The sequence below is a fragment of the Burkholderia seminalis DSM 23518 genome (genome assembly GCF_902832885.1).
In the GTDB taxonomy this organism is placed as follows: domain Bacteria; phylum Pseudomonadota; class Gammaproteobacteria; order Burkholderiales; family Burkholderiaceae; genus Burkholderia; species Burkholderia seminalis.
Genome location: NZ_CADFDK010000016.1, coordinates 23,310 through 44,728, shown reverse-complemented (window position 1 = coordinate 44,728; position 21,419 = coordinate 23,310). Strand labels below are relative to the sequence as shown.

Genomic DNA, 21,419 nt, shown 5'->3' with positions numbered 1-21,419 from the left:
GCCGGCGCGCCTGGCGGCACGCACCGCGCGCTAGCCGCGCGGGTGGTGCTGCGCGTGCAGCGTCTTCAGCCGCTCTCGCGCGACGTGCGTGTAGATCTGCGTGGTCGAGATGTCGCTGTGGCCGAGCAGCATCTGCACGACGCGCAGGTCGGCGCCGTGGTTCAGCAGGTGCGTCGCGAACGCGTGCCGCAGCGTGTGCGGCGACAGGTGCGCGCGCACGTCGGCCTGCCGCGCGTGACGCTTGATGATGTTCCAGAACTGCTGGCGCGTCATCCCGTCGCCGCGCGCGGTCACGAACAGCGCATCGGCCGCGCGCGCGCCGAGCAGCGCCGGCCGCGCGTCGCGCAGGTAACGCTCGATCCAGCCGTGCGCCACTTCGCCGAACGGCACGAGCCGCTCCTTCGAACCCTTGCCCATCACGCGCACGACGCCTTCGTTCAGGCCGACCTCGACGGTCTTCAGCGTCACGAGCTCGCTCACGCGCAGCCCGCTCGCGTACATCAGTTCCAGCATCGTGCGATCGCGCAGGCCGAGCGGCGTGCCGGTGTCGGGGGCGCCGAGCAGCGCCTCGACCTGCGCCTCGGACAATGTCGACGGAAACCGCGCCGCCTGTTTCGCGGACGTGATCCGCAGCGTCGGGTCGGCGCTCGCGCGATGCTCGCGCACGGCCCACCCGTAATAGCGACGGAACACCGACAGCCGCCGGTTCGACGACGTCGCCTTGCCGTCGCTGCGCGCGGCGATGTAGCCCGTCACCATCGCCTCGTCGGCCTTGTCGAGCGGCGCGTCGTGCGTCTCGGCCAGCCATTGTGAAAACAGCACCAGATCGCGCCGGTAGGCGTCGAGCGTATTGCGCGCCAGCCCGTGCTCGAGCCACAGCGCATCGCAGAACACGTCGATCGACGCGCGGCTCGCGAGCAGCGCGGGCGAGGCCGCGGCGACCTCGCCGTCGGCGTCGGAAGTCATCAGGGGTTCGCTCATCAGTACGGCACGCCTTCGTGCGCCAGCAGCCAGCGCTTCACTTTCTGGTAATAACCGTTGTCGTCGTGGTTCGCGAAGCCGCCGAGGCCGCCCGCCGCGACGACGCGATGGCACGGGATCACGAGCGGGAAGTAGTTCGCGCCGCACGCCTGGCCGACCGCGCGCGGCGCACTGCCGATCCGCTTCGCGACCTGGCCGTAGGTCAGCACCGTGCCGGGCGGGATATCGCTGATCACGTCCCACACGCGGTGCTGGAACGCGCTGCCGACTTCGGCGAGCGGCAGGTCGAAGCGCGCCGACGCACGCTCGAAATAACGTTCGATCTGCTTGACCGCACGCTTCGCGAGCGGCGAATCCGGATCGACCGACTTCACCGATTCGGGCAGATAGACGATCTCGCGCACCACCGCGGCGTCCGTGCGGATGCCGACCTTGCCGAACGGCGCGTCGATGACTGCGTTGAACATTGCCCTCTCCTGACCGATGAATGCGCGCGTCGCTGCCGCGCGCCGACGACACTTTACGCTGCCTTCACGCGGCCCGCAGCGCCCATTCGACGTGCTCGCGCACGACCGGCGACGGATCGTCGGCCCGCGCGCGCAACGCGGCGACGATCGCGTCGCGCGCCGGCGGCGCGAGCCGGTCCGCGCCCGCGCGCAGCGCATTGCCGAGCCCGACCGCGAGATTGCGCAGCCAGCTTTCATAACCGATGCGCCGGATCGCACTGCCCTGCATCCGCGTATCGAACGTGTCCGCATCCCACGCGAACAGCTCGACGAGCGTCGCGCGGTCGAGACCGTGCCGCACGTCGAAATCGGCGACGGGCGCGGCCTGCGCGAACTTGTTCCACGGGCAGACGAGCTGGCAGTCGTCGCAGCCGTACACGCGATTGCCGATCATCGGCCGCAGCGCTTCGGGGATGCTGCCTTTCAGTTCGATCGTCAGGTACGAGATGCAGCGGCGCGCATCGACGCGATACGGCTCGACGATCGCGCCGGTCGGGCATGCGTCGATGCAGCGCGTACAGCTGCCGCAGTGCGCGCCGGGCGTCTCGGGCGCGGCGTCGGGCGCCGTGTGCGCGTCGGTCGGCAGCGGCAGGTCGACGTAGATCTCGCCGAGGAAGAACAGCGAACCGGCATCGCGCTGCAGCAGCAGCGTGTGCTTGCCGCGCCAGCCGACGCCGGCCTTCTGCGCGAGTTCGACCTCGAGCACCGGCGCCGAATCGGTGAACACGCGGTAGCCGAACGCGCCGATCTCGTGCTCGATGCGCTCCGCGAGCGTCTGCAGCCGGTTGCGCAGCACCTTGTGATAATCGCGGCCGCGTGCATAGATCGACACGACGGCCGCCTGCGGATCGTCGAGCCGGGCGCGCTCGCGTGCGCGCCAGTCGTGCGGCACGAGCGCGCCGGGCGCGCCGCCGCGCGCATCGCCGGCGAGCGTTTCGGCCGGCAAATAGGCGAGCCGCACGGAAATCACGCGTCGCGTACCGGCCACAAGTTCGGCCGGGCGCGCGCGTTTCATCCCATGTTTCGCCATATAATCCATTTCGCCGTGGTATCCGGCTTCCAGCCAGGCGGCGAGGCCTGCTTCGGCATCCGAGAGATCGGTATCGCTGATGCCGATCGCCCCGAAACCCAATTCGCGCCCCCACGCCCTGATGCGCGCGGCGAGCGCAGTCAACGCCGCATCGTCGAGCGCGCACGGCGCCGCGCCTTCGGCACGAGTCGAAGGCCTGTCGGATGCGGCGAGTTCCGGTAATCGGTTCATCGCACTATTTTACGAGAATGCCAGCCACGTCCCATACGCCTCACGCCACCACGCTGCCCGCCCCGCTCGCGGAGCGCGTGATCGCACTCGCCGACGAAGCGGCGACCGAGGCATTCGGCACCCGCTTCGCGCACGCGCTCGACGCGGCGCGCATCGCGCTCGATCGCGCGCATGCGTTCGACGGGCTCCAGATCCAGCTGGTCGGCGATCTCGGCGCGGGCAAGACGACCCTCGTGCGCGCGATCCTGCGCGGCCTCGGCCATCAGGGCCGCGTGCGCAGCCCGACCTACACGCTCGTCGAGCCGTACGCGCTCGAACGCAGCGATGGGGAACTCGAGGTCTATCACTTCGATCTGTATCGATTCAACGATCCGGCCGAATGGTCCGACGCAGGCTTTCGCGAATATTTCAATTCGAGCTCGATCTGCCTGGTCGAATGGCCGCAACAGGCGGGCGCCCTGCTCGGCGTGCCCGATCTGGTTTTCTCGCTCGACGTGGATGGCGACGGCCGCGCCCTCACCGTCCGGGCGTACAGCGCTTCAGGAAAGGCATGTCTCGAAAGATGTTGATCAAACCGTTCCGCTCGATCGAATCGGCGGCCACCGCGACGCACAACTGGCGGCGCCGCCAGATCCTGCGCGCGGGCGCGTCGACGCTGGTGCTCGGTCTCGTCGCGCCGCGGCTCGCGCACGCGTCGTCGGTGCTCGGCGTGCGCGTGTGGCCCGCGCGCGATTACACGCGCGTCACGATCGAATCCGACCAGCCGCTGCAGAATAGCCAACAGCTGCTGCAGGGTCCCGACCGTCTCGTCGTCGACCTGACCGGCCTCGATCTCGACCAGGCGCTGCGCGACCTCGTGTCGAAGATCGCGCCGAACGACCCGCAGATCCAGTCGGTGCGGGTCGGCCAGTATCAGCCGCACGTCGTGCGGATGGTGTTCGACCTGAAGGGCTCGGTGAAGCCGCAGGTGTTCACGCTGCCGCCCGTCGGCACCTACAAGTACCGGCTCGTGTTCGACCTGTATCCGGCCGTCGCGCCCGATCCGCTGTCCGACCTGATCGCGCAGACGGAACGCAAGGAGCAGGCGCTCAACGACACGACGCGCGCGCAGCAGATGCAACCGCCGACCACGCTGTCCGGCCCCGGCACGCCGCCCTCCACGGGCGACAACAGCGACGCGTTCTTCCAGCGTTTCGCGCAGAACACGCCGGCCGCGCCGCACACGCCGCCGGCCGCCGGCACGCCTTCGGCACCGCCGAAGCCGGCCGTCAAGCCGCCGCCCGTCATCGCGCGCCGCGACGACAGCGACGACGACGGCGACACCTACAAGTTCACCGCGCCGAAATCCGGCAAGGGCGGCACGGTACGCCTGCTGACGGTCGCGATCGATCCGGGCCACGGCGGCGAGGATCCGGGCGCGATCGGCGGCGCCGGGACGTACGAGAAGCACATCGCGCTCGATATCGCGAAGAAGCTGCGCGCGAAGATCGACGGCGCGCCGAACATGCGCGCGATGATGACGCGCGACGCCGACTTCTTCGTACCGCTGAACGTGCGCGTGCAGAAGGCGCGCCGCGTCGGCGCCGACCTGTTCGTATCGATTCACGCGGACGCGTTCACGACGCCGTCCGCGCGCGGCTCGTCGGTGTTCGCGCTGTCCGACCACGGCGCGACGAGCGCCGCGGCGCGCTGGATGGCGAACAAGGAGAACTCGTCGGACCTGATCGGCGGCATCAACATCAAGACGGCGGACGCGGCCGTGAACCGCGCGCTGTTCGACATGTCGACGACCGCGCAAATCCGCGACTCGCTGCGCTACGGCAACTACGTGCTGAAGGAAGTCGGCGGCATCAACAAGCTGCACAAGGGCTCGGTCGAGCAGGCCGGGTTCGCGGTGCTGAAGGCGCCCGACATTCCGTCGATCCTCGTCGAGACCGCGTTCATCAGCAACCCCGACGAAGAGCGCAGGCTCAACGACGACAGCTATCGCGACGAGATGGCCGACGCGATCTTCCGCGGCATCAAGCGTTACTTCGCCGCGAATCCGCCGCTCGCGAAGAACCGGATGGCCTGACGGCCGCCCCTTCCCTGCCGCCGGCACGCGTGGCGTGCCGGCGCGTCACGACGCCGCGAAGCGGCGCAGCACTTTCCCGCCGAACACGTTCACGGCGAGCCCGCCCATCACGAGCACGGTGCCGATCAGCTGCGTGCGCGTCAGATGTTCGTCGAGCAGCAGCGCCGACGACGCGAGCCCGACGACCGGCACCAGCAACGAGAACTGCGCGACCTGCGCGGCCGGGTAACGCGACAGCAGGCGGCTCCACAGCCCGTAGCCGAGCAGCGTCGCGACGAACGCGAGATAGACGACCGCGAAGATCGATGCGCGGTCGAGCCCGGCGAGCGCGGTCGCGATGCGCTGCGGCCCCTCGAACCACAGCGACAGCAGGAAGAACGGCACGGGCGGCACGAGGCTCGCCCACACGACGAGCGACACGAGGTTCGCCTTCCCGACCTTCTTCGTGACGATATTGCCGAACGCCCACATCGCGGCCGAGCAGATCGTCAGCAGGAAGCCCGCGAGCGTCATCGCGCGGCCGCCCTGTGCGGCGATCACGACGAGCCCGCCGGCGGCGATCGCGAGCCCGACCAGGTTCTGCACACGGAGCCGCTCGCCGAGAAACAGCATCGCGAACACGAGCGTGAAGAACGCCTGCGACTGCAGCACGAGCGATGCGAGGCCGGCCGGCATGCCGACGTACATGCCGGTGAACAGGAACACGAACTGGCCGAGCTGGATCGTCGCGCCGTACAACACCAGCAGGCGCCACGGAATCCGTGGCCGGCGCACGAAGAACACCGCGGGCACGGCCGCGAGCGTGAAGCGCAGCGCGCCGAGCAGCATCGGCGGCATCCCGTGCAGGCCGACCTTGATCACGACGAAGTTCACACCCCACGCAAGGATCACGACCAGCGCAAGCAGCAAGTCCTTCGGGGCCATCATCGGCGTCTCCTCGATTCGAATCGTTGTGCAAAGCCCCCGTCCTGTCGCTTCGCGCCAGCCCCCGAGGGGGTCGGGAAAACCTGGGGCGGCCCGGCGTTTTCCCGAGAAGCGCGTCAGTCTACCGGGTTTCGCCGCGCGGCCCGATACCCGCGCGGCGCGCATGGAATCGACGGCGGGCGCCCAGTACAATGACCGGCATCCCCCGCCGCCCCACTGGAGCCGCCATGACCGACTCGATCAAAGCCCTGCTGAAGCCGCACGTGCGCGACATCGGCAACCTGCAGGTGCGCCGCACGCTGCCCGCACTCGCCGCGCGTCTCGTCGGCCCGTTCATCTTCTTCGATCACATGGGGCCGGCCACGCTGCCGGCCGGCACGGGGCTCGACGTGCGCCCGCATCCGCACATCGGGCTCGCGACCGTCACCTACCTGTTCGACGGCGCGATCCTGCACCGCGACAGCCTCGGCTCGCTGCAGGAAATCGTGCCGGGCGACGTGAACTGGATGACGGCCGGCCGAGGGATCGTCCACTCCGAACGCACGCCCGATGCGCAGCGCGCCAGCGGCCATACGGTGCACGGCATCCAGACCTGGGTCGCGCTGCCGCAGGCGCACGAGACGACCGAGCCGTCGTTCGAGCACCATGCGGCCGACACGCTGCCCAAGCGCAACGAAGACGGCGTGGCGCTGACGGTGATCGCCGGCGACGCATTCGGGCTGCGCTCGCCCGTCACGACGTTCTCGCGCACGCTGTACGTCGCGGCCGAATTCGCGGCCGGCGGCCGGCTCGAACTCGATGCGTCGCACGAGGAGCGCGCGGTCTATGTGGTCGACGGCGAGCTCGCGATCGACGGCACGCCGGTGCCGGCCGAACAGATGGCCGTGCTCGCGCCGGGCGCCACGGTCACGCTGACGAGCGGCAGCGGCGCGCGCGCGATGCTGCTCGGCGGCGACAAGATCGACGGCGAACGCTTCATCGAGTGGAATTTCGTCGCCAGCAGCCGCGACGCGATCGAGCGCGCGAAAGCAGCGTGGACGCGCCAGGAACTGGGCACGGTGCCGGGCGAGACCGAGTGGATTCCGCTGCCCGAGCCGAAGCCGCGTTGAAAAAGGGGCGCGCCGCCCCCATCCTGACGATATTCGAACCGAAGAGAACGACATGGACACCACGCTTGCCACTTTCGAGAAAGACGTCATCGAGGCGTCGCTGGACACGCCCGTGCTGGTCGACTTCTGGGCGCCGTGGTGCGGCCCCTGCAAGACGCTCGGCCCGCTGCTGGAAAAGCTCGAAGCCGACTACGAAGGCCGCTGGAAGCTCGTGAAGGTCAACGTCGACGAGAACCAGGAACTGGCCGCGCACTTCCAGACGCGCAGCATCCCGCACGTGATCGCGTTCGCCGACGGCCGCCCGGTCGATCAATTCGTCGGCGTCCTGCCCGAAGGCCAGTTGCGCGCGTTCCTCGACCGGCTGCTGCCGGCGCCCGAGGAAGCCGAGCGCCGCGCCGCGCAATACGCGATCGCCGAGCAGCGCTACGACGATGCGCTCACGCACCTCGAAGCGGCGCTCGCGCTGAACCCCGGCTTCGACGACGCGCGCCTCGACCTGATCGAACTGCTGCTCGCGCACAACCAGGTCGACGCCGCGCGCGCCGAGACCGAGCGCCTGTCGCCGCAAACGGTGCAGAACGGCGATCCGCGCTACCAGGCGATCAAGACCCGGTTCGACGCGCTCGACGCCACGGCCGACCTGCCGCCGACCGACGCGCTCGAAGCCCGCATCGCGGCGAACCCGGCCGACCTCGACGCGCGCTTCGACCTCGCGCAGAGCCTGATCGCGCGGCGCGCGTACGAAGGCGCGGTGGAGCAGTTGCTGGAAATCGTCAAGCGCGACCGCGCGTACGGCGACGATCTCGGCCGCCGCACGTTGATCTCCGTGTTCGAGCTGGCCGGCGATCGCCCCGATCTCGTCGCCGGGTGGCGACGCAAGCTGAGCATGGCGCTCAACTGACCCGATACGGCGATTCAGCCGGGCCGCCACGGCCCGGCCGGACGCCGGATCGCTTGCGGCGCACGACCCGCGCCGCACCCTCAACCGTCGATGCGCGCGCGTCGCGCGCTCAGCCGGCGGCCCGCGCCGCGATCGCGCGCAGCGCATGCGCGGCGGCCGCGAACCCGAAGCTCGCGGTCACGCACACGCTCGAGCCGAATCCCGCGCAGTTGAGCCCCGCGACATGCGCAGCCGCGGACGGCTCGGCACCGTCCTCGAGGTCGCACGCGGCCGCTTCCGGATAGATCAGCGGCTCGTCCGAATACACGGCGCTGACCTTGAAACGCGCCTTCGGCCCGCGCGGAAAACCGTGCTGCTTGCGCAACTGCGCACGCACCTTCGACAGCAGCGGATCCTGGATCGTCAGCGCGAGATCGTCGATGCGGATGCGCGTCGGGTCGAGCTGGCCGCCCGCGCCGCCGACGACGATCAGCGGCTGCCGCTTCGCGACGCACCATGCGATCAGCGCGACCTTCGTGCGCACGCTGTCGATCGCATCGATCACGTAGTCGAAGCCGCCGCCGAGCAGCGCGTCGAAGTTGTCGGGCTCGACGAAATCCTCGATCCGGTTCACACGGCACGCGGGATCGATCAACGCGATCCGCTCGGCCATCGCGTCGACCTTCGGCTTGCCGTAATTGCCGTCGAGCGCGTGGATCTGCCGGTTCGTATTGCTTTCCGCGACGTTGTCGAGATCGATCAGCGTCAGCGTGCCGACCGCGTTGCGCGCGAGCGCCTCGGCCACCCACGACCCGACGCCGCCGATGCCGATCACCGCGACGTGCGCGCGCTCGAACGCGGCGGCCGCCGGCGCGCCGTACAGGCGCGCGACGCCGCCGAAGCGCCGCGCGCGATCCACGTCAAGCTGGATTTGCGGGGTCGGGGTAAGATCAGAAGAACTGGGCGGGGCAGCGTCGGCAGCGGACATGGCAGCAAGGAAAACGTAAGTCGTGCAGCCCTCTATTTTGCCTGAACTCCCCGCTCGCACGCGCCACTGTGCACGCACGATTCCCGCGCGTTCGCTATACTGGCCCCAGATTGAAGCGTTTGCATAACATGACGACTCTCGCCGATCTCCGCATCAACTATTCACGCGCTTCGCTCGACGAAGCCGATGCCGCCCCCAGCCCTTTCGCCCAGTTCGATCGCTGGTTCAAGGAGGCGCTCGCCGCCAAGCTGCCCGAGCCGAACACGATGACGCTCGCGACCGTCGGCGCCGACGGCCGGCCGTCGGCGCGGATCGTGCTCATCAAGGGCGTCGACGAGCGCGGGTTCGTCTTTTTCACCAATTACGAAAGCCGCAAGGGGCACGATCTCGCCGTGCATCCGCAAGCCGCGCTGCTGTTCTACTGGATCGAGCTCGAACGCCAGGTGCGCATCGAAGGCCGGATCGAGAAAACCAGTGCGGAAGAAAGCGACCGCTATTTCGCGTCGCGCCCGCTCGGCTCGCGCATCGGCGCATGGGCGTCCGACCAGAGCACCGTGATCGACAGCCGCGCGACGCTCGAAGCGCGCGAACAGGCCGTCAGCGAACGCTACGGCGACAACCCGCCGCGCCCGCCGCACTGGGGCGGCTACCGCCTCGTGCCCGACTCGATCGAGTTCTGGCAAGGGCGCCCGTCGCGGCTGCACGACCGCCTGCTCTATACGCGCGACGCCTCGACGGCGGCGGGCTGGACGATCTCGCGCCTGTCGCCGTAAGCGCGGCGCCGGCGCACGCCGGTCGTGTCTCGTGTTGCATCCGGGCGCCCGCTTCGCAAGCGGCGGGCGCCGGTCAAGATACTTGGCTGTATTCGATTCAACGAACAAACGGAGAATCCAAATGTTCTGGGAAAAGAAGCTGGCACAGTGGGCGGACGAAGTACGGGCGAAAGCGAACATACCGGCGCGCCTCGTGCTGTGGAACGGCGAGCAACTCGATTTCGGCACCTTCAGCGCACCGCAGGTCACGCTGAAGGTAAACAGCGCGTCGGCGTTGCCGCTGCTGCTCGAACCGAGCCTCGACAATCTCGGCGAGGCGTACGTGAAGGGCAAGATCGACATCGAAGGCAAGCTGTCGGACATCATCAACATCGGCTACTCGCTCGCCCGCAGCACCGTGACGAGCGCGAGCAAGCTCGCGCGCGTGAAACGCTACTTCAATCATTCGAAGAGCACCGACAAGAAGGCGATCCAGTACCACTACGACGTCTCGAACGCGTTCTACCAGTTGTGGCTCGACGAGAACATGGTGTACTCGTGCGCGTATTTCGAGAACGGCGACGAGGATCTCGCCACCGCGCAAATCAAGAAGATCGACCACATCCTGACGAAGATCCAGCTCGAGCCCGGCCAGCGCCTGCTCGACATCGGCTGCGGCTGGGGTGCGCTCGTGCTGCGCGCCGCGCAGAAGTTCGGCGCGACGTGTCTCGGCGTGACGCTGTCGCAGAACCAGTTCGACCTGGCGACCGCGCGTGTAAAGGCCGCGGGGCTGGAAGACAGGATCGAGATTCGTCTGCAGGATTACCGCGAGATCGAAGGCCAGTTCGACCGCATCACGAGCGTCGGGATGTTCGAGCACGTCGGCCGCAAGAACCTGCCGCTCTACTTCTCGCGCATCCATGACCTGCTCGCCGACGACGGCATCGCGATGAACCACGGGATCACGTCGACCGACGCGGAAAGCGGCGAGACGGCGCTCGGCGGCGGCGAATTCATCGACCGCTACGTGTTCCCGGACGGCGAGCTGCCGCACATCAGCCTCGCGCTCGAAGCGGCGCAGCGCGGCGGGCTCGAAGCGGTTGACGTCGAAAGCCTGCGCCGGCACTATGCGCGCACGCTCGACATCTGGACGGAAAACTTCGAGGCGAAGGCCGACCAGGCGAAAGCCCTCGTCGACGACGAAAAATTCCGCATCTGGCGCGTGTATCTTGCCGGCTGCGCGTATGCATTCGAGCACGACGACGTGTCGATCTTCCAGATCGTGTGCCGCAAGGCCGGACGCAGCGCGAAAACGCTGCCGTGGTCGCGGCGCTATATGTACGAACACGCGCTGCCGCGCTAGGCGGCGCTTCACGCTGGGCATGCATGGGTGACGGCAGGACGCGGCGCAAGACGCCGCCGGAACGACAGCAGCGCGACGACACGGACGGGTCGCACGCCGACGGGCAATTCGACCTGTTCGGCGTGCCGGCGGACGCGGCACGCGCGTCGCCGTCACCCACTGACGACCCCCGCCCCGCCCGCACCGATGAACCCGTGACGCCGCAGGCGCAGGACGAAGCGTCGCCGGCACCGCGTGCCCGGGCCCCCTCCCGCGCGGCCGACGACGAACCGGCACCGTCCTCGGGGCTGCTGTGGGACGAACCGTCGCCGCCCGCCGCGCCGCCGAAGAAGGGCCGGCGCAAGCGCGGCGTGCTGCCCGCGCCGATCTCGGCGGACGTTGCCGACGCCGCGGCCGGCCTGCCGCCGAACGTCCGGCTCGGCACGTCGTCGTGGTATTTCCCCGGCTGGAACGGCATCGTCTACGACGGCGATTTCGCGCAGACGAAGCTGTCGCGCGAAGGGCTCGAAGCGTACGGCGCGCATCCGCTCCTCAGGAGCGTGAGCCTCGACCGGTCGTTCTACGGCCCGCTGTCGGTGGCCGACTACCTGCGCTACGCGCAGCAGGTGCCCGACGACTTCCGTTTCGTCGTGAAGGCGCCGGCGTCGGTGACCGACGCGGTGATCCGCGGCCGCCGCGGCGAACCGTCGGGACCGAACCCGACCTTCCTCGACGCCGCGCTCGCGACCCGCGAATTCGTGCAGCCATGCCTCGAAGGGCTCGGCCGGAAAGCCGGCGTGCTCGTGTTCCAGTTCTCGCCGCTGCCCGACCCGTTGCTTGCCGAACCGGCCGCGCTGATCGACCGGCTGACCGCGTTCTTCGCGGCGCTCCCGCCGCTCGCGCCGGCAGCCGACGGCCCGCGTTACGCGATCGAGATCCGTGACGCGAGCCTGCTCACGCCGCGCTTCATCCGCGCGCTCGCGTCGCTCGGCGTGCGCTACTGCGTCGGGCTGCACGCGCGAATGCCCGACCCGCTGCGCCAGGCCGCCGCGCTCGCGCTGCTCGACGGCGACGCACCGGGCCCGCTGATCGTGCGCTGGAGCCTGCACGGCGGCTTCAAGTACGAACAGGCAAAAGCGAAATACGAGCCGTTCGACAAACTCGTCGACGAGGATCCGGCCACGCGCTCGGCGCTCGCCGAACTGGCCGCGCGCTACGCGCTGGCCGGGCAGCCGGTGATCATCACGATCAACAACAAGGCGGAAGGCTCCGCGCCGCTGTCGTGCATCGCGCTCGCGCGCGAAATCGCCGCCGCGTGCGCGCAGTGGCGCAACGAGGCGGCGTAACGGAGGGGGCGTAACGCCCGGCCCGGCCGGCTACCCGCTTACGCGCCGCGCAGCGACTTCAGCCGGTGCGAGAACTTCTGCCGGAATTTCGCGAGCTTCGGCCCGATCACGACCGAGCAGTAGCCCTGCCCCGGGTTGCGCGCGTAATAGTTCTGGTGATAGTCCTCGGCCGGCCAGTAGTTGCCGTCGAGCGGCACGACCTGCGTGACGATCGGCTGGCCGAACACCTGCTCGCGCTCGAGCTCGCGGATCACGTCGAGCGCCGTGTCGCGCTGCGCATCCGAATGCGTGAACACGACCGACCGGTACTGCGTGCCGACGTCGTTGCCCTGCCGGTTCAGCTGGGTCGGATCGTGCGTCGCGAAGAAGATCTCGAGGATCTCGCGATACGCGATGCGCGCCGGATCGAACGTCACGTTGACGACTTCCGCGTGGCCCGTGTCGCCTTCGCAGATTTCGCGGTAGCCCGGATTGCGCGTATGGCCGCCCGCATAACCCGACTGGACGGCCGTCACGCCGTCGACGTCGAGAAACACGGCCTCCGTGCACCAGAAACACCCGCCTCCCAAAGTCGCGGTTTCAAGCATCTCGTTCCCCATGAATTCAGACCCTCGTTGATGACGGCCGCGGCACGCCCGTGCCGGCTGCCGCCGTTCCATCCCGCCGCCGCGCGGCCCGCGATGCGGGGCACGGCGACACTCCGGCAAGTATCTCACTCGCGCGCGAACCTGGCAGATTGCACAGGTGCCGCGCACGACTCGCCGCACGTTTCTCGTCTACACTGAGGCACGCGCGAGCGGCGGCAAACCCGTCGCCGCGCACGCAGCGCCCGATGCATGCCCGACCCTGATGCAAACATCATCCGCCGGAACATCGATATGCACGCCTTAACAGAATTCGCCTGCGTCGCCCGCCTGGCCGGCGTCGCGCCGCGGGCCGCCGCTTCAACCGTACCAACGCCAGGCCACGCGTCCGTCCCGCCCCCGGCGCGGCGATCCCGCGTATTGCCTTTACCGGCTTTCCCCGCTTTCACGATCTGATGCATGGCAACGCGCGTGGCACCGACACGTGCGTCCGCCTGCCGATCGCATCCGCCGGCACGATGCGCGCCGCGCGGCCATCCCGACCCGCACGCCCGCAACGAACGGCCGTGCGTTCACGATCCGAACCCATCGAGAGGGCATCACCATGAGCATGCGGCCTGACCCGACGTTTCATGCTTCACCCGAGCTTGCGATGCAGGCGCCGGCGGAGGAATTTGCCTATACGTTGTTGCTGAGCCCCGATTTTTCCAGACCCGACGCGCTCGCCGTGATCGACGTGAAGCCCGGATCGCCGACCTACGGAAAAATCGTGCATACGGTGACGATGCCGAACACCGGCGACGAGTTTCACCACTTCGGCTGGAATGCGTGCTCGTCGTCGCTGTCGCCGCTGACCGGCCATGCGTTCCTCGAGCGCCGCTTCCTGATCATCCCGGGCCTGCGCTCGTCGCGCATCTACGTGATCGATACGAAGCCGCACCCGACGCAGGCGCGCATCCACAAGATCATCGAGCCCGACGAGATCTTCGCGAAGACCGGCTACTCGCGCCCGCACACCGTGCATTGCGGCCCCGAAGGCATCTACGTGAGCACGCTCGGCGGCGCGGGCAAGGACGGCACCGACGGCGCGCCCGGCATCTTCATCATGGATTGCGAGACGTTCGACGTGCTCGGCCGCTGGGAGATCGACCGCGGCTCGCAGGACAAGCACTACGACTTCTGGTGGAACCTGCTGCGCGACTACATGGTGTCGAGCGAATGGGCGCTGCCGCCGCAGTTCGAGAACGGCATCGTCCCCGAGGACCTGCTCGCGAACAAGTACGGGCACCGGCTGCATTTCTGGGACCTGCGCGCGCGGCGCAACGTGCAGACGATCGATCTCGGCGCGCAGCACCAGATGGCGCTGGAGGTACGGCCCGCGCACGACCCGGCGCGCGAATACGGGTTCGTCGGCGTCGTGGTCGACACGACCAACCTCGAAGGCTCGATCTGGACCTGGTGGCGTGAGGACGGCAAGTTCCATGTGAAGAAGACCGCGACGATTCCCGCCGAGCCGGCCACGGCCGATGAGCTGCCGCCGCTGCTGCAGGGATTCGGCGCGGTGCCGCCGCTCGTGACCGACATCGACCTGTCGCTCGACGACCGCTTCCTGTACGTGTCGTGCTGGGGCACCGGCGAGATGCGCCAGTACGACGTGTCGGATCCGCACCACCCGGTGCTCGCGGGGTCGGTACGCATCGGCGGCATCGCGCGCCGTGCGCCGCACACGAACGGCCGCCGGTTCGCAGGCGGCCCGCAGATGGTCGAGATCAGCCGCGACGGCCGGCGCGTGTACTGGACCAATTCGCTGTATTCGACGTGGGACGACCAGTTCTATCCGGACGGCGTGCCGGGCGCGCAGGTGCTCGCGCATGCGGGGCCGGACGGCGGGCTGACGCTCGCCGACGACTACTGGGTCGAATTCCCCGACGGCTATCGCGCGCACCAGATCCGGCTCGAAGGCGGCGACTGCTCGACCGACTCGTTCTGCTATCCGTCGGTCAGGCGTTGAACGCCGGCCTGCACGCGCAGGTCGCCCTGTGGGCGGCCGTGCTCGCGAGCGGCGTCTATCACGGGCTCAATCCCGCGATGGGCTGGCCGCTCGCGGTATCGAACGCGCTGATGACGCGCCGCGGCACCGCGCTCGTCGCGGCGCTCGGCTATCTCGCGCTCGGCCATGCGCTCGCGGTCTTCGCGGTGATGCTGCCGTTCGGGCTGCTCGCCGCGCTGCTCGCGTGGCAGTCGGCGATCCGGATCGGCGCGAGCGCGCTCGTGATCGGCTTCGGCGCCGTGCTGCTGATCCGGCGCCGGCACCCGCGCGCGCTCGCGCGAATCCCGCCGGCGCGACTCGGCCTGTGGTCGTTCGCGGTCGCGATCGCGCACGGCGCGGGGCTGATGCTGGTGCCGGTCTACCTCGGGCTGTGCGGCCTCGACCGCGATGCGGGCCACCGCGCCGCGACCGTGCTCGTCGATGCGCATCTCGGGATGGCACTCGTCGTCGCGGCCGTGCACGCGGCCGCGATGATCGCCGCGGGCGGCGGGCTCGCATGGCTCGTGTACCGCTATCTCGGGCTGAAGTTCGTGTCGCGGAGCTGGTTCAATCTCGATGCCGTGTGGGCATCGAGCCTGATCGTGACGGGCGCGCTGTCGCTCGGACTGGCGGCGGCGCGATAGCGCGGGAGCGACGGCCGGCGGGATGCGCCGGCGCCGCACCCGAACGGGCACGACGGCCAGGCCGCCCGCCCGCGGCAGCGCATCCCGCCGCGCGACGCAGTGTTCGCTATGCCACCCTGCCCCCGCGATGCGCCGTCCGGCCGGGCCCGCCAGCCCCGATTCCGCTAAAATCGGGCCATGCGCACCCCTTCCCAATCGACCGCCTTGTCGCCTTTCGTCCGCCGTGCCCGCGCCACCCGCGTCGCGCCGCGCCTGCCTGTCTCGTTCCGGATGGTGGCCCGATGAGCCGCGCCAACCCGCCGGATTTCGACGCGGCCGCCTTCCGGCAGGCACTCGGCCAGTTCGCGACGGGCGTGACGGTGATCACGACGCGCGCACCGTCCGGGCAGCTGATCGGCATCACCGCGAGCTCGTTCAACTCGGTTTCGCTCGATCCGCCGCTGGTGCTGTGGAGTCTCGCGCACAAATCGGCGTCGACGCCCGTGTTCCGCGGCAACAGTCATTACGTGGTGAACGTGCTCGCGGCGTCGCAGCTCGACCTGTGCAAGCGCTTCTCGACCTACAAGGGCGACCGCTTCGAAGGGATCGCGCATGCGGCCGGCAACTCGGGGATGCCGGTGCTCGACGGCGCGCTCGCGTGGTTCGAATGTCACAACCGCAGCCGTTACGACGAAGGCGACCACGTGATCTTCGTCGGCGAAGTCGAACGCTGCGGCGTGCGTGCGGTATCGGACGCGACCCCGCCGCTGGTGTTCCACGGCGGCGGCTTCCACGGCCTCACACCGCTTTGATCGCCCCCGTGCGCGCCAGCCCGACCGGCGCGCCGGCTTCATCCTTCAGCGTCTGCAGCACGATGTTCGAACGGATGTCCATCACGCCCGGCGCCTTGTAGAGCCGGTTCAGCACGAAATCCGAATAGTGCTTGAGGTTGTGCGCGAGCACGCGCAGCAGATAGTGGCTCTCGCCGGTCACGACGAACGCGCCGACCACCTCCGGCCATTCGCGCAGCGCTTCCGCGAAGCGCTCGTGCCATTGATTCTCTTCGTTGCGCATCGACACCTGTACGAACGCCTCGAGCTCGAAGCCGAGCTTCTCGCGGCTCAGGCACGCGCGATAGTGCTCGATCACGCCCTGCTCCTCGAGCAGGCGCATGCGGCGCAGGCAGGCGGATGGCGAAAGCGAAATGCGTTCCGCCAGGTCGAGATTGCTGATTCTGCCCTCCTCCTGCAGTACCGCCAGAATCCGGCAGTCGGTGGCATCGAGCGTGATCGCGTGCATTTTTGGTCCCCGTTTTCCCTCTCAGTCGAATTATCTGCCAATCCGGCGGATTGTCCATGTTTATTTCGCAAGCACTTTCTGCGAGCGTCCACCTATCATTCGAAGCATCGACTCACCGACTCGTCATGCCATGGACACCCTCTGGGACATCTCGCCGCCTGTCAGCCCCGCCACGCCCGTGTGGCCGGGCGATACGCCGGTTTCCGTCGAACGCGTATGGCGGATGGAGGCCGGCTCGCCGGTCAACGTCGCGCGCGTGACGCTGTCGCCGCACACCGGCGCGCACTGCGATGCGCCGCTGCATTACGACGCCGACGGCGCGCCGATCGGCGCCGTGCCGCTCGACACCTATCTCGGCCCGTGCCGCGTGATCCATTGCATCGGCGCATCGCCGGTCGTGCAGCCGGCCGACATCGCGGCCGCGCTCGACGGCGTGCCGCCGCGCGTGCTGCTGCGCACCTGTGCGCGCGCCAGCGTCGAGCAGTGGGACAGCGATTTCTGCGCGGTCGCGCCCGCGGCCGTCGACCTGCTCGCCGCCCGCGGCGTGAAGCTGATCGGCATCGATACGCCGTCGCTCGATCCGCAGGAATCGAAGACGATGGACGCGCATCACCGCGTGCGCGCGCACCGGATGGCGATCCTCGAAGGCATCGTGCTCGACGACGTGCCGCCCGGCGACTACGAACTGATCGCGCTGCCGCTGAAATTCGCGACGCTCGACGCGAGCCCCGTGCGCGCGGTGCTGCGCGCGCTGCCCGCGCATGCTTCCTGATTACCCCGACCCACGACCCCACATCATGATCAAGACCCGTGAAGACGCGCTCGCGCTCGACCGCGACGACCCGCTTGCCCCGCTGCGCGACCAGTTCTCGCTGCCCGACGGCGTGATCTACCTCGACGGCAACTCGCTCGGCGCGCAGCCCCGCGCGTCGGCCGCGCGTGCGCAGCAGGTGATCGGCGCCGAATGGGGCGAAGGCCTGATCCGCAGCTGGAACACGGCCGGCTGGTTCGCGCTGCCGCGCCGTCTCGGCGACAAGCTCGCGACGCTGATCGGCGGCGCGCCCGGCGAAACGGTCGTCACCGATACCATCTCGATCAACCTGTTCAAGCTGCTGTCGGCGATGCTGCGCCACCAGGCCGGGCGCGCGCCCGAACGCCGCGTGATCGTGTCGGAACGCTCGAACTTCCCGACCGACCTGTATATCGCGCAGGGGCTGATCGAACAGCTCGGCGGCGCTTACGAGCTGCGCCTGATCGACGATCCGGCCGACCTGCCGGCCGCGCTCGGCGCGGACACGGCCGTCGCGATGATCACGCACGTGAACTACCGCACCGGCTACATGCACGACATGCCGGCCGTCACGCAGCTCGTGCACGACGCGGGCGCGCTGATGCTGTGGGATCTCGCGCACTCGGCCGGCGCGGTGCCGGTCGACCTGAACGGCGCGCGCGCGGACGGCGCGGTCGGCTGCACGTACAAGTACCTGAACGGCGGCCCGGGCTCGCCCGCGTTCGTGTGGGTGCCGCAGCGCCATCACGCGCATTTCTCGCAGCCGCTGTCCGGCTGGTGGGGCCACCGCGCGCCGTTCGCGATGCAGCCGGGCTTCGCGCCCGATCCGGGCATCGCGCGCTTCCTGTGCGGCACGCAGCCGATCGTGTCGATGTCGATGGTCGAATGCGGGCTCGACGTGTTCCTGCAGACCGACATGCAGGCGATCCGCCGCAAGTCGCTCGCGCTGACCGATGCGTTCATCGCGCTCGTCGAAGCACGCTGCGCGGGCTTGTCGCTGAAGCTCGTCACGCCGCGCGCGCATCACCAGCGCGGCTCGCAGGCGAGCTTCGAACATCCGCACGGCTACGAAGTGATGCAGGCGCTGATCGCGCGCGGCGTGATCGGCGACTACCGCGAGCCGTACGTGCTGCGCTTCGGCTTCACGCCGCTCTATACGCGCTTCGCCGACGTGTGGGACGCCGTCGAAACGCTGCGCGACATCCTCGCCACCGACGCGTGGAAGGCGCCCGAGTTCGCCGAACGCGGCGCGGTGACCTGACCGTCATTACCCGGCGCGCGCCGCGCGTTCGTCATTCAAATCTGGAGAGAGTCGTGAATTCTGGTCATATGCAGCCACCCGGCGGCGACGCGCCGGCGGGTTGCCCGTTCTCGGGCGCACGCGCCCCCCAACCGGCACCGGCCGCGCACGAAGCGCCGCACGTGCCCGGCGATGCCGGCTGGCACAACGCGCAACTCGATTTCTCGAAGTCGATGAGCTATGGCGACTACCTGTCGCTGAATTCGATCCTCGATGCGCAACATCCGCTGTCGCCCGATCACAACGAGATGCTGTTCATCATCCAGCATCAGACGAGCGAGCTGTGGATGAAGCTCGCGCTGTTCGAGCTGCGCGGCGCGCTCGACGCGGTGCGCACCGACGCGCTGCCGCCCGCGTTCAAGATGCTCGCGCGCGTGTCGCGCATCCTCGAGCAACTGGTGCAGGCGTGGAACGTGCTGTCGACGATGACGCCATCCGAATACTCGGCGATGCGCCCGTACCTGGGCCAGTCGTCGGGCTTCCAGTCGTACCAGTATCGCCAGCTCGAATTTCTGCTCGGCAACAAGAACGCGCAGATGCTGCAGCCGCATGCGCACCGGCCCGACCTCCTCGAACAGGTGCGCGCGACGCTCGAAGCGCCGTCGTTCTACGACGAAGTCGTGCGCCTGCTCGCGCGGCGCGGGTTCCCGATCGCGGCGCAACGACTCGATCGCGACTGGACGCAGCCGACACGGCACGACGAGACGGTCGAAGCCGCATGGCTCGAGGTGTATCGCCACCCGCAGCAGCACTGGGAGCTGTACGAGATGGCCGAGGAACTCGTCGATCTCGAGGATGCGTTCCGCCAGTGGCGCTTCCGTCACGTGACGACGGTCGAGCGCATCATCGGCTTCAAGCAGGGCACGGGCGGCACGAGCGGCGCGCCGTACCTGCGCAAGATGCTCGACGTCGTGCTGTTCCCCGAACTCTGGCACGTGCGCACCACGCTGTAACGCCCGTCATGGGCCCGCCGTCACGACGACGTGCGGGCCGCCCCTGCCTTCATGCGGCCGCACGCCGCCGACACCGTTTTCCCATCCGGCCCTTTGCGTGCGCGGTTCCCGCGCCGTGCCCGCGCCGCCGCAGTGCACCATCGAAATGCCGTTTCCCCGCCTTGACTTTCGCTCGCCCGAATACGATCATTCGCTCACATAAAGAGCAAATGATCGTATTCGACTGAGAAGACTGGCACGAACAGGAGACAACGGATGAGCGAATCGCCCTCCGCCCGCGCGCCCGTGCTGCTGCACATCGGCGCTGGCTCGTTTCACCGCGCGCACCAGGCGTGGTATCTGCATCGCGTGAACGCGGCCGTCCCGGCCGACGAACGCTGGTCGCTGACCGTCGGCAACATCCGCGACGACATGCGCGCGACGATGGACGCGCTCGCCGCACAGCACGGCGCCTACACGCTCGAAACCGTCACGCCGCAAGGCGAGCGCGCGTACGAGACGATCCGCGCGATCACGCGCGTGCTGCCGTGGTCGATCGACCTCGCCGCGCTGGTCGATGCCGGCGCCGATCCGGCCTGCCGGATCGTGTCGTTCACCGTCACCGAAGGCGGCTACTACCTCGACGAACACAACCGGCTCGACATCGCGAACGCCGATCTGGCGGCCGACCTGCAGGGCGCGCGCACGACGCTGTACGGCGCGCTCGCGGCGCTGCTCGCCGAACGCGTGAAGCGCGGCGCGGGCCCGCTCACGCTGCAGAGCTGCGACAACCTGCGCAACAACGGCGCGCGCTTTCGCGCGGGGATGCGCGAATTTCTCGAACGGCGGGGCGAAACGGCCCTTCTCGCGTGGTTCGACGCGCACGTCGCGACGCCGAGCGCGATGGTCGACCGCATCACGCCGCGCCCGACCGCCGACGTGCGCGAACGCGTGCGCGCGGCCACCGGCATCGACGATGCATGCCCGGTGATGGGCGAATCGTTCATCCAGTGGGTGATCGAGGACCGCTTCGCGGCCGGCCGGCCGCGCTGGGAACTGGCCGGCGCCGAACTCGTCGACGATGTGCACCCGTACGAGGAAGCGAAGATCCGCATCCTCAACGCGACGCACAGCTGCATCGCGTGGGCCGGCACGCTCGCGGGCTACACCTACATTCACGAAGGCACGCACGACGCGGCGATCCGCCGCTTCGCGCACGACTACGTGACGCAGGACGTGATCCCGTGCCTGAGCCCGAGCCCGCTCGATCTCGCGCGCTACCGCGACGTCGTGCTCGAACGCTTCGGCAACCCGTACGTGCTCGACACCAACCAGCGCGTCGCGGCCGACGGCTTCTCGAAGATCCCCGGCTTCATCGCGCCGACGCTCGTCGAATCGTTCGCACGCGGCGCGGCGCCGGTGGCCACCGCGGTGCTGCCCGCGTTGTTCCTGCGCTTTCTCGAACGCTGGGCGCGCGGCCTGCTGCCGTATGCGTACCAGGACGGCGTGATGGACGACGACGCCGCGCGGGCGATCGCCGAAGCCGACGACCCGGTCGTCGCGCTGGGCGCGAGCCGCGCGCTGTGGGGCTCGCTCGCCGGCAACGCGGCGCTGTTCGAGGCGCTGCGCGGCGCGCTCGCGCGGGTCGACGCATGGCTGGCGCAGCGCTGACGCGCATCCGGGCGAACCTGCCTTGGCA

21 protein-coding genes are annotated in these 21,419 nt (G+C 69.0%); 14 read left to right on the top strand and 7 right to left on the bottom strand.

From position 1 onward, the window contains the following. Window positions 1–30 precede the first annotated feature (30 nt). The 3 genes from xerD to queG all read right to left on the bottom strand — a co-directional run bounded on the left by xerD (window position 31) and on the right by queG (window position 2,748). Window positions 31–981 (bottom strand): site-specific tyrosine recombinase XerD, encoded by a 951-nt coding sequence (gene xerD, locus HWX00_RS31600; protein ID WP_034190553.1) that lies wholly within the window; start codon window positions 979–981, stop codon window positions 31–33. Next, window positions 981–1,448, bottom strand: coding sequence for a methylated-DNA--[protein]-cysteine S-methyltransferase (locus HWX00_RS31595; protein WP_034190552.1), 468 nt, complete (start codon window positions 1,446–1,448; stop codon window positions 981–983). Before HWX00_RS31595 ends, xerD begins: the two co-directional genes overlap by 1 nt. A gap of 64 nt (window positions 1,449–1,512) precedes the next feature. After that, window positions 1,513–2,748 (bottom strand): tRNA epoxyqueuosine(34) reductase QueG, encoded by a 1,236-nt coding sequence (gene queG / locus HWX00_RS31590; RefSeq protein ID WP_034190551.1) that lies wholly within the window; start codon window positions 2,746–2,748, stop codon window positions 1,513–1,515. Window positions 2,749–2,765: 17 nt separating this feature from the next. Here queG and tsaE point away from each other — a divergent pair, with 17 nt between their 5' ends. Both tsaE and HWX00_RS31580 read left to right on the top strand, forming a co-directional pair. Next, window positions 2,766–3,317 carry a tRNA (adenosine(37)-N6)-threonylcarbamoyltransferase complex ATPase subunit type 1 TsaE gene (gene tsaE, locus HWX00_RS31585; protein ID WP_175028946.1) on the top strand — a complete coding sequence of 184 codons (552 nt, stop codon included), beginning with the start codon at window positions 2,766–2,768 and terminating at the stop codon, window positions 3,315–3,317. Beyond that, window positions 3,299–4,822 carry an N-acetylmuramoyl-L-alanine amidase gene (locus HWX00_RS31580; protein WP_034190549.1) on the top strand — a complete coding sequence of 508 codons (1,524 nt, stop codon included), beginning with the start codon at window positions 3,299–3,301 and terminating at the stop codon, window positions 4,820–4,822. Before tsaE ends, HWX00_RS31580 begins: the two co-directional genes overlap by 19 nt. Before the next feature lie 45 nt (window positions 4,823–4,867). Here HWX00_RS31580 and HWX00_RS31575 read toward each other — a convergent pair whose 3' ends face one another. Then, window positions 4,868–5,746, bottom strand: coding sequence for an EamA family transporter (locus HWX00_RS31575; RefSeq protein WP_175028951.1), 879 nt, complete (start codon window positions 5,744–5,746; stop codon window positions 4,868–4,870). A 227-nt stretch (window positions 5,747–5,973) separates the two neighbouring features. Between HWX00_RS31575 and HWX00_RS31570 the strand changes: the two genes are divergently transcribed. Both HWX00_RS31570 and trxA read left to right on the top strand, forming a co-directional pair. Beyond that, a complete protein-coding gene (locus HWX00_RS31570; RefSeq protein WP_175028947.1) occupies window positions 5,974–6,855 on the top strand; it encodes a pirin family protein in 882 nt (293 codons plus the stop codon). Window positions 6,856–6,907: 52 nt separating this feature from the next. After that, a complete protein-coding gene (trxA, locus tag HWX00_RS31565) occupies window positions 6,908–7,756 on the top strand; it encodes a thioredoxin (protein ID WP_034190546.1) in 849 nt (282 codons plus the stop codon). A gap of 109 nt (window positions 7,757–7,865) precedes the next feature. On the opposite strand, the gene HWX00_RS31560 is transcribed toward trxA, so the two are convergent. After that, window positions 7,866–8,723, bottom strand: coding sequence for a tRNA threonylcarbamoyladenosine dehydratase (locus tag HWX00_RS31560; protein WP_034190545.1), 858 nt, complete (start codon window positions 8,721–8,723; stop codon window positions 7,866–7,868). A 128-nt stretch (window positions 8,724–8,851) separates the two neighbouring features. Between HWX00_RS31560 and pdxH the strand changes: the two genes are divergently transcribed. From pdxH to HWX00_RS31545, 3 genes are all read left to right on the top strand, one after another. Beyond that, complete coding sequence (gene pdxH / locus HWX00_RS31555) at window positions 8,852–9,496, top strand: pyridoxamine 5'-phosphate oxidase (protein ID WP_124670948.1); 645 nt, start codon at window positions 8,852–8,854, stop codon at window positions 9,494–9,496. A 121-nt stretch (window positions 9,497–9,617) separates the two neighbouring features. Further along, on the top strand, window positions 9,618–10,838 hold the full coding sequence (locus HWX00_RS31550) for an SAM-dependent methyltransferase (RefSeq protein ID WP_034190543.1): 1,221 nt from the start codon (window positions 9,618–9,620) through the stop codon (window positions 10,836–10,838). 23 nt (window positions 10,839–10,861) lie between these two features. After that, a complete protein-coding gene (locus tag HWX00_RS31545; protein ID WP_049029782.1) occupies window positions 10,862–12,163 on the top strand; it encodes a DUF72 domain-containing protein in 1,302 nt (433 codons plus the stop codon). Between the two features lie 38 nt (window positions 12,164–12,201). Here the strand turns inward: HWX00_RS31545 and msrA are convergent, their stop codons facing one another. Beyond that, window positions 12,202–12,762 (bottom strand): peptide-methionine (S)-S-oxide reductase MsrA, encoded by a 561-nt coding sequence (gene msrA, locus HWX00_RS31540; protein ID WP_175028948.1) that lies wholly within the window; start codon window positions 12,760–12,762, stop codon window positions 12,202–12,204. A 589-nt stretch (window positions 12,763–13,351) separates the two neighbouring features. Between msrA and HWX00_RS31535 the strand changes: the two genes are divergently transcribed. The 3 genes from HWX00_RS31535 (at window position 13,352) to HWX00_RS31525 (ending at window position 16,211) form a co-directional block, all read left to right on the top strand. Then, window positions 13,352–14,758, top strand: coding sequence for a selenium-binding protein SBP56-related protein (locus HWX00_RS31535; protein ID WP_124609882.1), 1,407 nt, complete (start codon window positions 13,352–13,354; stop codon window positions 14,756–14,758). Further along, window positions 14,755–15,420 (top strand): hypothetical protein, encoded by a 666-nt coding sequence (locus HWX00_RS31530; RefSeq protein ID WP_034190539.1) that lies wholly within the window; start codon window positions 14,755–14,757, stop codon window positions 15,418–15,420. The genes HWX00_RS31535 and HWX00_RS31530 overlap by 4 nt, the downstream gene beginning before the upstream one ends. A 281-nt stretch (window positions 15,421–15,701) precedes the next feature. Further along, window positions 15,702–16,211, top strand: coding sequence for a flavin reductase family protein (locus HWX00_RS31525; RefSeq protein ID WP_069707051.1), 510 nt, complete (start codon window positions 15,702–15,704; stop codon window positions 16,209–16,211). Here the strand turns inward: HWX00_RS31525 and HWX00_RS31520 are convergent. Next, window positions 16,198–16,698: an Lrp/AsnC family transcriptional regulator gene (locus HWX00_RS31520; RefSeq protein WP_006477992.1), complete on the bottom strand. Its 501-nt coding sequence runs from the start codon at window positions 16,696–16,698 to the stop codon at window positions 16,198–16,200. The two genes, HWX00_RS31525 and HWX00_RS31520, sit on opposite strands and share 14 nt — an antisense overlap. Before the next feature lie 130 nt (window positions 16,699–16,828). Between HWX00_RS31520 and kynB the strand changes: the two genes are divergently transcribed. The 4 genes from kynB to dalD all read left to right on the top strand — a co-directional run bounded on the left by kynB (window position 16,829) and on the right by dalD (window position 21,391). Then, window positions 16,829–17,470: an arylformamidase gene (gene kynB / locus HWX00_RS31515; protein WP_034190537.1), complete on the top strand. Its 642-nt coding sequence runs from the start codon at window positions 16,829–16,831 to the stop codon at window positions 17,468–17,470. 25 nt (window positions 17,471–17,495) lie between these two features. Further along, window positions 17,496–18,749: a kynureninase gene (gene kynU, locus HWX00_RS31510; RefSeq protein WP_034190536.1), complete on the top strand. Its 1,254-nt coding sequence runs from the start codon at window positions 17,496–17,498 to the stop codon at window positions 18,747–18,749. Between the two features lie 68 nt (window positions 18,750–18,817). Further along, the gene (gene kynA, locus HWX00_RS31505) at window positions 18,818–19,741 is read left to right on the top strand and encodes a tryptophan 2,3-dioxygenase (RefSeq protein WP_034190535.1); all 924 of its coding nucleotides are present in this window, start codon (window positions 18,818–18,820) and stop codon (window positions 19,739–19,741) included. Between the two features lie 255 nt (window positions 19,742–19,996). Continuing rightward, a complete protein-coding gene (dalD, locus tag HWX00_RS31500) occupies window positions 19,997–21,391 on the top strand; it encodes a D-arabinitol 4-dehydrogenase (protein ID WP_175028949.1) in 1,395 nt (464 codons plus the stop codon). Window positions 21,392–21,419: the final 28 nt, after the last annotated feature.

Coding starts and splice junctions, on each gene's coding strand:
- msrA (WP_175028948.1), bottom strand. CDS start 12,762: ATGGGGAACGAGATGCTTGAAACCGCGACTTTGGGAGGCGGGTGTTTC.
- HWX00_RS31520 (WP_006477992.1), bottom strand. CDS start 16,698: ATGCACGCGATCACGCTCGATGCCACCGACTGCCGGATTCTGGCGGTA.
- dalD (WP_175028949.1), top strand. CDS start 19,997: ATGAGCGAATCGCCCTCCGCCCGCGCGCCCGTGCTGCTGCACATCGGC.
- HWX00_RS31545 (WP_049029782.1), top strand. CDS start 10,862: ATGGGTGACGGCAGGACGCGGCGCAAGACGCCGCCGGAACGACAGCAG.
- kynA (WP_034190535.1), top strand. CDS start 18,818: ATGCAGCCACCCGGCGGCGACGCGCCGGCGGGTTGCCCGTTCTCGGGC.
- tsaE (WP_175028946.1), top strand. CDS start 2,766: ATGCCAGCCACGTCCCATACGCCTCACGCCACCACGCTGCCCGCCCCG.
- pdxH (WP_124670948.1), top strand. CDS start 8,852: ATGACGACTCTCGCCGATCTCCGCATCAACTATTCACGCGCTTCGCTC.
- queG (WP_034190551.1), bottom strand. CDS start 2,748: ATGAACCGATTACCGGAACTCGCCGCATCCGACAGGCCTTCGACTCGT.
- HWX00_RS31595 (WP_034190552.1), bottom strand. CDS start 1,448: ATGTTCAACGCAGTCATCGACGCGCCGTTCGGCAAGGTCGGCATCCGC.
- HWX00_RS31550 (WP_034190543.1), top strand. CDS start 9,618: ATGTTCTGGGAAAAGAAGCTGGCACAGTGGGCGGACGAAGTACGGGCG.
- HWX00_RS31525 (WP_069707051.1), top strand. CDS start 15,702: ATGAGCCGCGCCAACCCGCCGGATTTCGACGCGGCCGCCTTCCGGCAG.
- HWX00_RS31535 (WP_124609882.1), top strand. CDS start 13,352: ATGAGCATGCGGCCTGACCCGACGTTTCATGCTTCACCCGAGCTTGCG.
- trxA (WP_034190546.1), top strand. CDS start 6,908: ATGGACACCACGCTTGCCACTTTCGAGAAAGACGTCATCGAGGCGTCG.
- xerD (WP_034190553.1), bottom strand. CDS start 981: ATGAGCGAACCCCTGATGACTTCCGACGCCGACGGCGAGGTCGCCGCG.
- HWX00_RS31560 (WP_034190545.1), bottom strand. CDS start 8,723: ATGTCCGCTGCCGACGCTGCCCCGCCCAGTTCTTCTGATCTTACCCCG.
- HWX00_RS31570 (WP_175028947.1), top strand. CDS start 5,974: ATGACCGACTCGATCAAAGCCCTGCTGAAGCCGCACGTGCGCGACATC.
- kynU (WP_034190536.1), top strand. CDS start 17,496: ATGATCAAGACCCGTGAAGACGCGCTCGCGCTCGACCGCGACGACCCG.
- HWX00_RS31575 (WP_175028951.1), bottom strand. CDS start 5,746: ATGGCCCCGAAGGACTTGCTGCTTGCGCTGGTCGTGATCCTTGCGTGG.
- HWX00_RS31580 (WP_034190549.1), top strand. CDS start 3,299: ATGTCTCGAAAGATGTTGATCAAACCGTTCCGCTCGATCGAATCGGCG.
- kynB (WP_034190537.1), top strand. CDS start 16,829: ATGGACACCCTCTGGGACATCTCGCCGCCTGTCAGCCCCGCCACGCCC.